Consider the following 13,143-nt stretch of genomic DNA (forward strand, 5'->3'; position numbering starts at 1 on the left):
TCCTAGCCGCCGCGTCCGGCGCCCGGGCTACCTCTGCGCGTGCCACGTGCGTGCGGCGAGCGGCGCGTGCCAGCCGTAGCGCCAGGCGAGGACCCGCAGGGAGAACACCACCGACGCGGCGACCGTCCCCGTGACGAGGGTGAAGGTCCCGGTCAGGTACAGCACGGTGACGACGACGGCGCCCAGCATGGCGGGGAGCGCGTAGATGTCCCGTGGGTCGAAGAGCTGCGGGACCTCGTTCGCGACGACGTCGCGCATCAGGCCGCCGCCGACGGCCGTGGTGACGCCCAGCAGGGCGGCCGAGACGGGGTGGAGGCCGGCGTCGAGCGCCTTGAGGGTGCCGGTGATGCAGAACAGGGCCAGCCCGGCGGCGTCGAAGACCACCAGGACGCGCATGCCGCGTTCCACGCCGGAGAACACGAAGTACACCACCACGGTGGCGAACAGGGGAGGCAGCAGGTAGGCCGGGTTCGTGAAGGCAGCGGGCGGGACGTTGATGATGAGGTCCCGGGCCACGCCGCCGCCGAGCGAAGCGAGGGACGCGAGCAGGAGCGACCCGACGAGGTCGAAGCCCTTGCGGGCCGCCAGCAGCGATCCGGAGACGGCGAAGAAGAACACGCCGAGGAGGTCGGCGCCGAGCGCGACATGTGAAGCGGTATCCATCTCTTCCTTCGGCGTTCCGGCAGGGGTGCCCGGCAGGATCCGCCCGGTCGACGGGGGCCAGGAGGGCCAGTCCAGCATGACAGACGGGACCGGCCGTGTGCTCGGCACTAGGCTGGGCCCATGACGAGCAGATACGCGGGCGGCACGGAGACGGTGGAGCCGAGTGCGAAGGACGGCTCGCGCGCGATGCGTCTGGCGGCCCGCCTGATCGGCGTCCTGCCGACGAAGAGGAACCTGAGCGGCACCGATTGGGTGAACGCGAAGTACCCGGGCCGCAGCTATCCGGCGATGGCCGCGATCCCCTGGACGCTGAAGCAGACGCACACCATCCAGGAGAAGCGGATCGACGGCATCAGGACCATCACGGTCCGCCCGCTGCTCGGCGCCACCCGCTCGCACATCATCTACACGCACGGCGGGATCTACATCAACGAGCTCGCCCGGCCGCACTGGTGGATCATCGCCGAGCTGACGAAGCGGACGGGCGCGGCCGTCACGGTGCCCCTGTACCGGCTGGCGCCCGAGAGCAGCTACCGGGAGGCCTTCCCCTACCTCGTGTCGGTGTTCCGCGAGGTCCTCAGGACCACGGAGCCCGACGACGTCACGCTGATGGGGGACTCGGCCGGTGCCGGGCTCGCCGTCGCGCAGACCTGGGCGTTCCGTGAGGCAGGGCTTCCCGCGCCCGGCCGCGTCGTCGCTGTCTCGCCGTGGCTCGACGTCACCGCCACGAACCCCGACATCCCCGCCTACGACGCCGTCGACCCGATGCTCTCCGCGGCGGGCGGGGTGCAGGCCGGGCTGTGGTGGGCGGACGGCGACGACCCCCGGACGCCGCTGGTCAGCCCGGCCTGCGCTCCGGCAGACATGCTGGCGACCCTCCCGCCCACGCGGATCTACCAGGGCACGCGCGACGTCTGCATGGCGGACGCGGCGGTCTTCCGGAACCGTGCGGTCGCGGCCGGTGCCGCCGTGGAGCTGAAGGTCTACCCGGGCGGTTTCCACGTGTTCCCGGCGTTCCCCCGCCTCCCGGAGTCACGGGAGGTCTATGCGGACATCGCCGCGTTCCTGGGCAGGCCGGCGCTCCCGTGACCGGCCGCCGGGTCCAGGGGGCCGCGCCGGTTCCCGACGGGGAGGTCAGCCCTGGCCGGAGTCCCGGGACAGGACCCAGACGTTGGTGTCGCCCTCGCGCTCGACCGTCACGGTGGTGACGAGGGCACGGATCATCGAGAGCCCGCGCCCGGACTCGTCGTAGTCCTCCAGCAGCGCGTCGTCGTCGGGCCCGGGGATCCCGAGGTGCCCCTCGAGATCGGGGACCGGGTCCAGCGGCTCGGCGCCGATCTCGCTGATCACGGCGCGCAGCCGCTCGACGGCAACGGTGAGCTCGACGCCGAGGAGGAGCGTGGCGCCCTCCGCGGGGACGCTGTGCTGCACGACGTTGCTCGCGGCCTCGATCACCGCCGTGGTGAAGGCCATCTGGTCCGGCGCCGGCACGAAGGCGGCGTCCAGCCACAACTGCTCCAGGAGGACGTGCAGATCCTCGATGGCCTGCTCCGCAGCGGGCTCCTCGAGGGTGCGCCGCGCCAGGATGTCAGTCATTGCGGAAGGCTTCGTCGGGCGTCGCGTGGGGGGTGAGCACCCGGTTCATGCTGGTGAGTTCGAGCACCATGGTGACCTGCGGCTGGACCGCGGCGATCCGCAGGTCACCGCCGGACTGCCTGGCCAGCTTCAGGCACCCGATGAGCGCGCCGAGGCCCGAGGAGTCCATGAAACTGGTGTCCGCGAGGTTCACGACGATCCGCTTCCCGCCGCCGCTCACGACCTCGTCGACGACCTTGCGCAGCTTCGGTGCCGCGACCATGTTCAGGCGTCCGTTCGCCGTGACCTCGGTATAACGCCCTTTGTCCTGGACCGTGAATTCCATCTGCTCTTCCCTCTTCAGCTGCCTGTCGGTGTGTCGTGCATCGTTGTGGGCCGGCCGCGCGAGTCTCCCCGCAGAACCGGCCCTGCTCCGGCCCTGCTCCGGCGCGGCGGACGCCTCAGCCGCGCGAGTGGCGCAGGATGACGACCGTGACGTCGTCGGCGACCTCGGGCACGTCGGCCAGGTCCAGCAGCACCGCACAAGCCTCCTCGGCGCTGGCCGCCCCGGAGACCACGCCCGCCACCGCCTCGGTGAACTCGTCCACCGTCTCGTAGATGTCGAGCAGGCCGTCGCTCACGATGGCGAGCGTATCGCCCGGTTCAAGGCGCAGGGTGGCGGCGGGCCAGACCTGGTCAGGCCACGCACCGACAGGCGGGCCCGCGGAGGGCAGGCGGGTCACGGTGCCGTCCGCCGCGACATGCAGCGCGAGGCCGTGCCCGGCGTCCACATAGCCGACGACGCCGCTGGCGGCGTCTAGGCGGCCATGGAACAGCGTGACGAAGGAGCTGGTGTGGTCGAGGTCCGCCTCCGTGGCCCGTGCCGCCGTCGCGAACGCGGTCTCGAGGCTCGGCTGGGAGGCGACGGAGCGCATGATCGCGCGCACGGTCGCGGCGACCAGTGCGGCGCCCATGCCCTTGCCCATGGCATCGGCGACGGTGAAGTGCAGTCCGTCCGGCGTCGGGTACCAGTCGTAGAAGTCGCCGCCGACGCTCCTCGACGGCCTGAAGCGGCCGGCCAGTTCGAAGCCGTCGAGGGCGAGCCGGTCGCGGGGGAGGAGGTTCTGCTGCACCTCAGCGGCGCGCCGCCGCTCGTCGGCGTTGGCGACGTCGACGGCGGACTGGTGGCTCTGGCGGCGGAACAGGGAATTGATGCGCGCCACGAGTTCGCGGGGGCTGAAGGGCTTGCTGATGTATTCGTCCGCGCCCGTCTCGAGCCCCGTGAGGCGTTCGATCTCGTCCGTCCTGGCCGTGATCATCAGGATGTAGGCGTCGGAGAACGTGCGGACCTCGCGGCAGATCTCCACGCCGTCGCCGTCCGGGAGGTTGAGGTCGAGGGTGATCAGATCGGCGCCGGCGCGTGCCTTCTGGAGCCCCTCACGCGCGGTCGCGGCTTCGGTGACCTCGAATCCCTCGCGCTTCAGGATCTGGACGAGCAGGCCCCGGATGTCGACGTCGTCCTCGACGACGAGGGCACGGCGGATCTCCGGAGGGGCAGTCATGGACCTCATTAAACGCTACGGTGCGCCGTTCCCCGGACGAGGCACACGGCTTCGCCCGATTCATCGGCTTGTTGCGGTGAACTTGATGCGATCTTGAGGGGCGGGCCGCCTTTCGGCACCCGGAATCAAGGGCCTGCCGCGTTATTCTTTCGCAGGCGGGCCGAGAATCGCCCCACCCGTCACTTCCGACGAACGAGTTCGACCACTACCAGGGGGGGGCACGGCCAGCAGATGGACAGAGTGCTCTCCCACCTGACGCTCAACACGAGGCAGTTCCACGAACTCACGATGCGATGGCGCGTGATCCTCAGCCAGTTGCCACTGTCGCTCACCGTCCTGCTGCTCCTCGTCGGAGGCCTGCTGTTCCACCCGGACCTCTTCGCCAGCCCGTCCTTCATGATCGGCCTCTGGATGCAGGCTGCGCTGCTGGTGCTGTGCGTGGTCGTCCCGTGGGACAGGCTTCCCTACGCGAGCTTCCTGGTCATCCCGCTGCTCGACTTCATCCCCATCGGCTTCATGCGCTACGGGGCGGGCACCGTCATCACCGGCGTGGGCCTGCTCGCCGTGTTCCCCATCATCTGGCTCGCCGCGTCCGGGCTGTATCCGCGGGCCCTCCTGGCTGCGGGTTTCCTCTCCTCGCTGGCCATCGTCTGGGTGCCCGTCTTCGTCACGGACACCGCAGTCACCTCGCAGTCGCTCACGCAGTCCTTCCTCCTGCCCTTCATCATGCTGGCCATCGGCGTCACGATCCGCGTGATGACGGCGAGCATGATGGCGCAGCAGGCCGTCGTGGAGGAGAAGGACCGCGCCCTGCTGGGGATGCTCGAGGAGAGCGCCCGCCGTGAACGGCTGCTGGACACCGTGGTCAACAGCGTGGACATCGGGGTGACGGCCGTCGACGAAGCCGGGCGGACGCTCCTCGCGAACCGCAAGCTGGACCAGTTCCGTGCGCTCGCCGGTGGGGCCGGCGACTCCGACGAGGCCGCCCTGCGCATCTTCCAGCAGGACGGCGAGACGGACCTGCCGGCGGCCCGGCGGCCGACACGGCGCGCCGCGGAGGGCCACGTCTTCTCCGACTATCTCCTCTGGTGGGGCGAGCGCCCCGGCCAGCGGGTGCTCTCGGCGTCGTCCCGGCTGATGACCAACCAGGACGGGCACCGCGAGGGTTCCGTCGTGACGTTCAACGACGTCACGGAGCTCGTCACGGCCCTGAATGCGAAGGACGAGTTCGTGGCGACCGTCTCGCACGAACTGCGCACCCCGCTGACCGCTATCCGGGGATACCTCGAACTGCTGCTGGGGACGCCGGATCTCGACCCCGAGGTCGCCTCCGGCCTCGAAGTGGTGTCCCGCAACTCCGAACGGCTGCACAAGCTCGTGGTGGACCTGCTGTCCACCGCGGAGGGCTCCCCCGAGGTCAGGCCTGTGCCCACGGATTTCTCCGACCTCGTCGGCCGGCGCGTGGCCACGGCCGAACAGGGCAACACGAACCCGCTGGTGCGTTTCGAGGACCTCACCGATCCGGGGCTGGTCGCGCTGTGCGACGCCTCCCGGATCGGCCAGGTGCTGGACAACCTGCTCTCGAACGCGATCAAGTACTCGCCGGCCGGTGGGCGCGTGACCATCCGTGCCCGCGAGATCGAGGGCGAGGTGGAGTGCAGCGTGACCGACCAGGGCAGCGGCATGACCGCGGAGGAGCAGAAGGGCGTCTTCTCCAAGTTCTTCCGCACCGCCGGGGCCCGCAACGCGGCGATCCCCGGCGTGGGTCTCGGGCTGGCCATCTCCAAGGCGATCGTCCAGCGCCACGGCGGCAGCATCACGTGCCGGAGCGCCGTCGGTGAAGGTTCCACCTTCACCTTCCTCCTGCCGCTCGCCCATGCGGAGCAGGTCCAGGAACTGCAGGCCCGGGGCTAGCTCCCGATGACCCGGGAGGCCCTGTCGGGCGGACCGGGAGGCCCCGCGACGACGGACCCGGGAGGCCCTGTCAGGCGGGCCCGAGATCCACGGTCACCGTGATGCCACCGCCGGGCGTCTCCGTGAGGCCGATCGACCCTCCGTGCGCAGCCGCGATCCGCGCGCACGTCGCCAGGCCGATCCCGCTCCCGGCGGGGTCGCCGTCCCGGTGCAGCCGCACGAGGGGTTCCAGGACCCGCTGCCGGTCCGCCGGGGCGATGCCCTTGCCGTGGTCGATGACGCGCAGCACCTGCGTCTCCCCGACGCTCGCGATCACCTCGACGCGAGGAGGACAGCCGGGCATCGTGTATTTCATCCCGTTCGCCACCAGATTCTGCAGCAGCGCGGTGACCTGCGCCTGGTCGACGGTGAGCTCGGCGTCCTGCACGGTCACCACGGCGTCGCAGGCGCTGCTCAGCGGAAGGACGTCCTGCAGCACGGCGTTCATCATCGTGTTCAGCCGGACCGTCCGGCGGCTGATCGTGCCGCCGATGCGTGAGAACTCGAGGACCTCCTCCACGGTGGACAGCATGCGGCTGGCACTGCCCCGGATGATGCTGAAGTAGCGCGCCGCCTGCCCGGCAGGCGCGACGTCGTCGTCCTGTTCGCTGAGTTCCGTGTAGCCGAGGATCGCCGTCAGCGGGTTCTTGAGATCGTGGCTCACGCGCGCCGCGAACCCGGCCAGGTCCTCGTTGCTGCGCCGCACCACCTCGAGGGCCTCGACGAGTTGACGCGTCTTGAACTGCAGTTCGAGGACCTCCACGACCTGGCGTGCGAGGATCTCCAGCCCTTCCCGCTGTTCGGCGTCGAACGCCCTGACCGCCGGCGAGAACACGCAGAGGGTGCCGAGGGCGGCGCCGCCCCCGGTCACGAGCGGGACGGACGCGTAGGAGCGCACCTGGGCGATACCGCCGTTGACGAAGGGGTTGTCGGCGAACCGCGGGTCGAGGGAGGCGTCCGCCAGCGCGGTGATCGCGCCGCCGGTGAAGACCTTGGAGCACATCGAGTCGTCCCGCGAGCACACCGCGGCGTCCACCCCGACGGCCGCGATCTGGTGCTGCTGGTCCGCCGTGATGATGTTGATGACACCGGCATCCATGCCGCTCACACGCACCGCGAGCTTCACGAGGTTGAGCAGCTCCGGCGGCGTCTCGTAGTCGGGCTTCTCCACCGGTGTGCCGCCGGCTTCGCCGTAGGGCAGCCGGTATTCCTGCAGGACCGCCTGGCGGGCGAGCTCCCGGAGGTCGAACTCGTCGGTGGAAGGCTCGGTGGAAGGATCGGTAGAAAGCAGAGACACGAATACCCCCGAGGGACTGAGACCGGTGTAGGTGGGTCAACTATCCCACGCCGACGGGCCGTGCCGTGGCAGGAGCGGCCCGCGTCAGCCGAGGGCCCGGACGCGCAGGGCCAGGTACAGGTGGACGCGGTCCGCGGTGACCGCCGGATCGTAGCCCGTGAGCGCCACGACCTGCTGGAGCCGGTAGCGGATGGTGTTGCGGTGCAGGTCGAGGTCCGCGGCGACGGCAGCCACCGAGCCGTCGAGGTCGAGGTAGCGCTGCAGCGTGGTCATCAGTCCCGCGCCGTGGGCGCTGTCGAACGCCTCGAGCGGCCGCAGGGTCTCCGCGGCGAGGTCGGCGAGCGGCACGTCCGCGCTGGACATCAGCAGGGACGTCAGGCTCAGGCGGTCCGCGAAGTTCAGGGGCTGCCCCCGCTGGAGCGCCTCGCGCGCTTCGAAGTAGCTCCACCGCAGGCCGTTCGGCTGGGCGTAGGTGCCGCCGACGCCGACGCGCGCCGTGAGCCCGGCGCCGTGCAGGTACCGGCTCAACTCGGCGGGGTCGCGCGCGACGCCGGCGGGGAGGACGAGCACGAGCCGTTCGTCGACGAGTCCCGTGGCGCCGCCGTTCCAGCCGTCCGGCAGCGGGAGCGTCCGCAGCGCGCGTCGCTGACCGGAGGCGACGTCGACGATCAGGACGCTGTGCCGGTGTGTCGTGTCGATGCCGGAACTGGCGAGCCGGGCCGCCGCCTCGGCGCCGGCGAGCGAGCCGCGCACCACGTCCTCGAGCAGCTGGCCCATCGCGGTGCGGGCGCCGGTCCGGTTGCGGGCCTGGTTGGTGAGCTCGACCGAGATCAGGCTCTGCGCGTAGTCGACGACGGCGGTTCGGCCATAGGGTTCGGCGATCGCGAGCGTGCAGCGGTCCTTCAGGCCGGTGGCGACCGGCAGCCGATGCCACGTCGTCGGCTCCGGATCCGCAGCGTCGGTCCCGGGGGCGGGGGCGACGCCGGGCGCGCGGCCGGCCGTGCCGGGACCGGAGGCACGTGCGATGCACGCGCCGTACTGGAACAGTGCGACGTCGGTGCCGAGCATCCGGGCGAGCTCGCCGAGGAGGGCGGCAAGGCCCCCCGGGCCCAGCAGCGCCGAGGCGAGGACGGCGTGGCCCTCGAGGAGGTCCTCGAGCCCGGCGTAGCGATCGGCGGACAGGGCGTCGGCCACCCTCTTGCCGATGGCGATGAAGGGGACCTCGTAGGGGACCCGGAAGGCGGGGAGGCCGACGGCGTCCGCCTCCGCGAGCACGGCAGCGGGGATCCTCCGGTGGGTGAGGCCGACACCGAACCCGATGGCCAGGGCCCCGGCGTCGTGCGCCCGCCGGACGAAGGCCCGCTGGGCGGCGCCCGTCTTCAGCCGCACGCCCGTCGTGAGGACCACCTCCGCCCCGTTGAGGAAGGGTCGCGGGTCCTCGAGCTCGGTCACGGCGACCCATTGGATGGGCTGGGCGGGCGGTTCCGAGCGGCCCTCCGTGACCAGGCCCAGGGCAGGATCGGAGAGCAGGTCGGCGAGCGTGATGGCCATGGAGCCAGCTTAGGCGGCACTGTGCCATTGCACGGCAGGTCCGGTCATGCGCTGTGCAGATCACTCTGGCACGCCGTGCGGTGCCCCGGTACGGTCATGTCGATACCCCGTGGCCGGATGCACCCCGTACGCGCCGCGGACTCCACCCTCGTGAAAGGCACTGCAGCGTGGCTGAGACCCTTCAGAACTACATCGACGGAGCGTTCGTGACGCCCGCCGGCACTGAGCTCCTGGACATCGTCAACCCGACCAACGGCGAGGTGGTCGCGCAGTCGCCTGTCTCCACCCCGGCGGACGTCGACGACGCCATGCAGGCCGCGGCACGTGCCTTCACCACCTGGAAGCGGACCACCCCGAGCCAGCGCCAGCTCATGCTGCTGAAGCTCGCGGACGCCGTCGAGGGCGCCAGCGACGAGCTCGTCGAGGCGCAGCACCGCAACACCGGCCAGGTGCGTGCGATGATCGCCGCCGAGGAGGTCGCCGTCGGCGCCGACCAGCTGCGGTTCTTCGCCGGCGCCGCACGGCTCATGGAGGGGAAGTCCGCGGGCGAGTACATGGAGGGCCACACCTCCTACGTCCGCCGCGAGCCCATCGGCGTCGTCGCCCAGGTGGCCCCGTGGAACTACCCGCTCCTCATGGCCATCTGGAAGATCGGCCCCGCCCTCGCCGCCGGCAACACGGTGGTCCTGAAGCCGAGCGACACGACCCCGGAATCGACCCTCGTCCTGGCGCGCCTCACCCAGGGCATCCTGCCCGACGGCGTCCTGAACGTCGTGCTCGGCACGGGTGAGACCGGTGCCGCCATGACCGAACACCCCGTGCCCGGACTGGTGTCCATCACGGGATCCGTGCGTGCCGGCATCGCCGTCGCGACCAGCGCCGCGAAGGGCCTCAAGCGGGCCCACCTCGAGCTCGGCGGCAAGGCCCCCGCCGTCGTCTTCGCGGACGCCGACCTCACGAAGAGCGCCGAGGCCATCGCCGAGTTCGCCTTCTTCAACGCCGGCCAGGACTGCACCGCCATCACCCGGGTCCTCGTGCAGGAGCAGGCGCACGACGAGTTCGTCGCCGCGATGGTCGCGCACACCGCCACCCTGAAGACCGGCAGTACCGAGGACTCGGAGAACTACTTCGGGCCGCTGAACAACATCAACCACTTCAACGCCGTCAATGCCGTCATCGACGCGCTGCCCGCCCACTGCACGATCGCGACGGGCGGCAGGCGTGCCGGGGACAAGGGTTACTTCTTCGAGCCGACGATCGTCACCGGTGCCCTGCAGGACGACCCCGTGGTGCAGCAGGAGACGTTCGGCCCCGTCGTGACGGTGCAGACGTTCACCACCGAGGAGGAGGCCGTCGAGCTCGCCAACGGTGTGGACTACGCGCTGGCCTCCAGCATCTGGACCTCGAACCACGGCACCGCGATGCGCGTCTCCCGCGACCTCGACTTCGGCGCCGTCTGGATCAACACGCACATCATGCTCACCGCCGAGATGCCCCACGGCGGCTTCAAGCACTCCGGCTACGGCAAGGACCTCTCCATGTACGGCGTGGAGGACTACACCCGCATCAAGCACGTCATGAGCGTGCTGGACGTCTGACAGATCCGTTCTAGATAGGAACTCCTTATGACCACCTTCGCAACCACTCCCGGTGCGGTCGCCCCCCGTTTCAGGCTCGAGCAGAAGCGCCGCATCACCGGTGACTTCCCCGGCCCGAAGTCCACCGAGCTGGCCGCGCGCCGCTCCGCCGTCGTCGCCAAGGGCGTCGCCTCGGGTGTTCCCGTGTACGTGGCGGACGCCGACGGCGGGATCCTCCAGGACGTCGACGGCAACTCCTTCATCGACCTCGGCTCCGGCATCGCCGTGACGAGCGTCGGGGCCTCGGACCCCGCCGTGGTCGGCGCGGTCAAGGAGCAGGTGGAGCACTTCACGCACACGTGCTTCATGGTCACTCCCTACGAGGGCTACATCGCCGTCGCGGAGCAGCTCGCCGAGCTGACGCCGGGCGACTTCGAGAAGCGGACGGTCCTGTTCAACTCGGGCGCCGAGGCGGTCGAGAACGCCGTCAAGGTGGCACGGCTGGCCACGGGCCGGGACGCCGTCGTCGCGTTCGACCACGCCTACCACGGCCGCACCAACCTGACCATGGCGCTGACCGCGAAGTCGATGCCGTACAAGGCGAACTTCGGTCCGTTCGCACCGGAGATCTACCGCGTCCCCATGAGCTACCCGTTCCGCGAGGAGAACCCGTCCATCACGGGCCCCGCGGCGGCGCAGCGTGCCATCACCATGATCGAGAAGCAGATCGGCGCCCAGTCGGTCGCCGCGATCATCATCGAACCCGTCCAGGGCGAGGGCGGCTTCATCGTGCCGGCCGAGGGCTTCCTCCCCGCGCTCGCGGAATGGGCCAAGGCCAACGGCGTCGTGTTCATCGCCGACGAGGTGCAGTCCGGGTTCTGCCGCACCGGCGAGTGGTTCGCCGTGAACCACGAGGGTGTCGTGCCCGACATCATCACCATGGCCAAGGGCATCGCCGGTGGCATGCCGCTCTCGGCCATCACGGGGCGCGCGGACCTGCTCGACGCCGTGCACGCCGGGGGGCTCGGCGGCACCTACGGTGGCAACCCGGTGGCCTGCGCCGCGGCGCTCGCCGCGATCGGCACCATGAAGGACCAGGACCTCGCGGGCCGTGCCCGCAGCATCGAGGCCCGGGTCTCCGAGCGCATGGCCGCACTGCAGGCCGAGCTCGGCGAGCGGAGCATCGTGGGGGAGCTCCGCGGACGCGGCGCCATGCTGGCCATCGAGTTCGTGGAGCCGGGCGGCAGGACGCCCAATGCCGAGGCCACCAAGGCGATCGCCGCACGATGCCTCCGCGAGGGCGTCATCATCCTCACCTGCGGCACCTACGGCAACGTGGTCCGGCTGCTGCCGCCGCTCGTGATCACCGAGGACCTGCTGGAGGACGGCCTCGACGTCCTTGAGGCCGCGATCCGCGCGGTCAGCGCCGGCTGATCACCGACGCACGGAAAAGGCCCTGCAGCGGTGCTGCAGGGCCTTTTCCGTGCGTTCCCGGGGTCAGCCGACCGGGATGAGGGCCCTGAAATGGGGGTTCTCGACCAGGAAGGCCTGGGCATGTTCGCAGTAGGGGACGGGCGCGAGGCGGCGTCGATGCGCGTTCAGGAGCGATTTGCGGACCAGCACCGACTCCAGGCCCAGCCGAAGGTAGGCGGACCCGACGACGGTCTGCAGCAGGCGGAGGCGGCCGGCCCGCAGGTCGTACTTCACATAGCCGACCATGACGCCGTCGTGGAACAGCTCGAAGCGCGAGGCGGCCTGGTTGTCGCGGAACTTCTCGCGGAGCTGCTCGGTCTCCGAGCGCTCGGCCGCACGGGACTCGCGGTCGGTGATGGCCTGGACGACCGCCTCGTAGTCGTCCAGCACGCCGTAGGGCGGGTACGCGGTGTCCAGGGCCTGGTAGAGCTCGTTGCACAGGATGCGCAGCTCACGGGTGGAGACGGCGGACAGGTCGCGGGGGACATCCGGGGTCTCTGCACCGGACGCCGCCGGAGCATCCGGATCGGCGAAGGGGACGAGGTCGGCGTCGGACAGGGTGTCGGGCGCACGGCGGTCCGCGGGACGGGAACCGGAGGTGGGGGGAAGGGGGGCAACGGACATGATGTACCTCTGATGATCAGGGAGTAGTTGGGCCGTTGCTTGACCTTTGACAGAAAGGTAACACCCGACGGGGGATCCGTAAAGCTAGGCGCTTTAGCAATCGGGGGTGTTCGCTCCCGACCGGCGCTCCGGCGGGTCCATGGACCCGCCGGAGGTCCCGCGGGGATCAGGAGGAGCCGGCGGCCAACTGCTGGCGGAGGCCGGCGATCATGCCCTCGAGCCCGGCCCGGAAGGCGGCATCCGCGGATCGTCCGGCTCCTGCCGCCTCCGAGGCGCTGCGCACCGCGGACGTGAACACCGGGAACTCGTCCGCGAGCGTGCCGGAGTCGAAGATGTCGCCGGGTGCGGCCACGTCGAGTGCCGAGCCGTAGATGAAGGACTCGAGGGCGACGATCGCGGGCACGATCCGGTCCTCGAGCCAGCCCGCCGAGGCGAAGCCGCGGGCCACCTCCTCGTACATGCGCAGCGTCTCCGCCGCGTCGGTCACCGGCATGACGGCGATCACCGGGACCAGGGGGGCGTGCCGCGCGAAGACCTCACGGTAGGACCAGGCCCACTGCCGCACGGCCTCGTCCCACGGCTCCACGGCGAATGCGCTGAAGTCCACCATGGTCATGACGTGGTCCTGGACCCAGCGGAGCACCTCCTGCTTCGAGGCGGCGTGGTTGTAGAGGGCGGAGGGTGCCACCCGGAGCCGGCGGGCGAGCGCGGACATCGTCAGACCCTCGTAGCCCTCCGCGGCGATGAGGTCGAGCGCCGCGGCCGTGATGCGATCCCTGGACAGGACGCTGCGCGGAGGGCGCCCGGCGCGCCGGGGGGTCGGTGTTGCTGAGGTCATCGATCCTGCTCCCTGTTGCGATGGCGTTAA

The 13,143-nt window shown here is 70.7% G+C and carries 12 protein-coding genes; 4 read left to right on the forward strand and 8 right to left on the reverse strand.

The annotated features are described in order from the left end of the window. Nucleotides 1-27: 27 nt before the first annotated feature. Nucleotides 28-663, reverse strand: coding sequence for a trimeric intracellular cation channel family protein (locus IWX63_RS05670; protein WP_199277172.1), 636 nt, complete (start codon nucleotides 661-663; stop codon nucleotides 28-30). A 120-nt stretch (nucleotides 664-783) separates the two neighbouring features. On the opposite strand from IWX63_RS05670, the gene IWX63_RS05675 reads away from it, so the two are divergent. Then, entirely contained in the window at nucleotides 784-1,752 is a 969-nt protein-coding gene (locus IWX63_RS05675; RefSeq protein ID WP_199277173.1) for an alpha/beta hydrolase, read from the forward strand. Between the two features lie 45 nt (nucleotides 1,753-1,797). Here IWX63_RS05675 and IWX63_RS05680 read toward each other — a convergent pair whose 3' ends face one another. The 3 genes from IWX63_RS05680 to IWX63_RS05690 form a co-directional block, all read right to left on the reverse strand. After that, nucleotides 1,798-2,259 (reverse strand): ATP-binding protein, encoded by a 462-nt coding sequence (locus tag IWX63_RS05680; protein ID WP_199277174.1) that lies wholly within the window; start codon nucleotides 2,257-2,259, stop codon nucleotides 1,798-1,800. After that, nucleotides 2,252-2,584 carry an STAS domain-containing protein gene (locus IWX63_RS05685; RefSeq protein ID WP_199277175.1) on the reverse strand — a complete coding sequence of 111 codons (333 nt, stop codon included), beginning with the start codon at nucleotides 2,582-2,584 and terminating at the stop codon, nucleotides 2,252-2,254. The genes IWX63_RS05680 and IWX63_RS05685 overlap by 8 nt, the downstream gene beginning before the upstream one ends. Before the next feature lie 115 nt (nucleotides 2,585-2,699). Next, complete coding sequence (locus IWX63_RS05690) at nucleotides 2,700-3,800, reverse strand: PP2C family protein-serine/threonine phosphatase (RefSeq protein WP_199277176.1); 1,101 nt, start codon at nucleotides 3,798-3,800, stop codon at nucleotides 2,700-2,702. Between the two features lie 240 nt (nucleotides 3,801-4,040). On the opposite strand from IWX63_RS05690, the gene IWX63_RS05695 reads away from it, so the two are divergent. Then, on the forward strand, nucleotides 4,041-5,714 hold the full coding sequence (locus IWX63_RS05695) for a sensor histidine kinase (protein WP_334685663.1): 1,674 nt from the start codon (nucleotides 4,041-4,043) through the stop codon (nucleotides 5,712-5,714). A 70-nt stretch (nucleotides 5,715-5,784) separates the two neighbouring features. On the opposite strand, the gene IWX63_RS05700 is transcribed toward IWX63_RS05695, so the two are convergent. Together IWX63_RS05700 and IWX63_RS05705 are read right to left on the reverse strand one after the other, a co-directional pair. Further along, complete coding sequence (locus IWX63_RS05700; RefSeq protein ID WP_334685664.1) at nucleotides 5,785-7,050, reverse strand: sensor histidine kinase; 1,266 nt, start codon at nucleotides 7,048-7,050, stop codon at nucleotides 5,785-5,787. A gap of 84 nt (nucleotides 7,051-7,134) precedes the next feature. After that, the gene (locus IWX63_RS05705) at nucleotides 7,135-8,601 is read right to left on the reverse strand and encodes a PucR family transcriptional regulator (RefSeq protein WP_199277178.1); all 1,467 of its coding nucleotides are present in this window, start codon (nucleotides 8,599-8,601) and stop codon (nucleotides 7,135-7,137) included. A 167-nt stretch (nucleotides 8,602-8,768) separates the two neighbouring features. Between IWX63_RS05705 and IWX63_RS05710 the strand changes: the two genes are divergently transcribed. Both IWX63_RS05710 and gabT read left to right on the forward strand, forming a co-directional pair. After that, on the forward strand, nucleotides 8,769-10,199 hold the full coding sequence (locus IWX63_RS05710; RefSeq protein ID WP_199277179.1) for a gamma-aminobutyraldehyde dehydrogenase: 1,431 nt from the start codon (nucleotides 8,769-8,771) through the stop codon (nucleotides 10,197-10,199). A 27-nt stretch (nucleotides 10,200-10,226) separates the two neighbouring features. After that, a complete protein-coding gene (gene gabT, locus IWX63_RS05715; protein WP_199277180.1) occupies nucleotides 10,227-11,612 on the forward strand; it encodes a 4-aminobutyrate--2-oxoglutarate transaminase in 1,386 nt (461 codons plus the stop codon). A 63-nt stretch (nucleotides 11,613-11,675) separates the two neighbouring features. Here the strand turns inward: gabT and IWX63_RS05720 are convergent, their stop codons facing one another. Together IWX63_RS05720 and IWX63_RS05725 are read right to left on the reverse strand one after the other, a co-directional pair. Beyond that, nucleotides 11,676-12,275: a GNAT family N-acetyltransferase gene (locus IWX63_RS05720; protein WP_199277181.1), complete on the reverse strand. Its 600-nt coding sequence runs from the start codon at nucleotides 12,273-12,275 to the stop codon at nucleotides 11,676-11,678. A 166-nt stretch (nucleotides 12,276-12,441) separates the two neighbouring features. Continuing rightward, the gene (locus IWX63_RS05725; RefSeq protein ID WP_199277182.1) at nucleotides 12,442-13,113 is read right to left on the reverse strand and encodes a TetR/AcrR family transcriptional regulator; all 672 of its coding nucleotides are present in this window, start codon (nucleotides 13,111-13,113) and stop codon (nucleotides 12,442-12,444) included. Nucleotides 13,114-13,143: the final 30 nt, after the last annotated feature.

Origin of the sequence: Arthrobacter sp. CAN_A2 (assembly GCF_015752045.1) — a bacterium.
Classification (GTDB): domain Bacteria; phylum Actinomycetota; class Actinomycetes; order Actinomycetales; family Micrococcaceae; genus Arthrobacter_D.

Bases quoted from the DNA above. Each gene is read 5' to 3' on its own strand.
- IWX63_RS05690 (WP_199277176.1), bottom strand. From the start codon at position 3,800: ATGACTGCCCCTCCGGAGATCCGCCGTGCCCTCGTCGTCGAGGACGAC.
- gabT (WP_199277180.1), top strand. From the start codon at position 10,227: ATGACCACCTTCGCAACCACTCCCGGTGCGGTCGCCCCCCGTTTCAGG.
- IWX63_RS05725 (WP_199277182.1), bottom strand. From the start codon at position 13,113: ATGACCTCAGCAACACCGACCCCCCGGCGCGCCGGGCGCCCTCCGCGC.
- IWX63_RS05670 (WP_199277172.1), bottom strand. From the start codon at position 663: ATGGATACCGCTTCACATGTCGCGCTCGGCGCCGACCTCCTCGGCGTG.
- IWX63_RS05675 (WP_199277173.1), top strand. From the start codon at position 784: ATGACGAGCAGATACGCGGGCGGCACGGAGACGGTGGAGCCGAGTGCG.
- IWX63_RS05680 (WP_199277174.1), bottom strand. From the start codon at position 2,259: ATGACTGACATCCTGGCGCGGCGCACCCTCGAGGAGCCCGCTGCGGAG.
- IWX63_RS05720 (WP_199277181.1), bottom strand. From the start codon at position 12,275: ATGTCCGTTGCCCCCCTTCCCCCCACCTCCGGTTCCCGTCCCGCGGAC.
- IWX63_RS05705 (WP_199277178.1), bottom strand. From the start codon at position 8,601: ATGGCCATCACGCTCGCCGACCTGCTCTCCGATCCTGCCCTGGGCCTG.
- IWX63_RS05685 (WP_199277175.1), bottom strand. From the start codon at position 2,584: ATGGAATTCACGGTCCAGGACAAAGGGCGTTATACCGAGGTCACGGCG.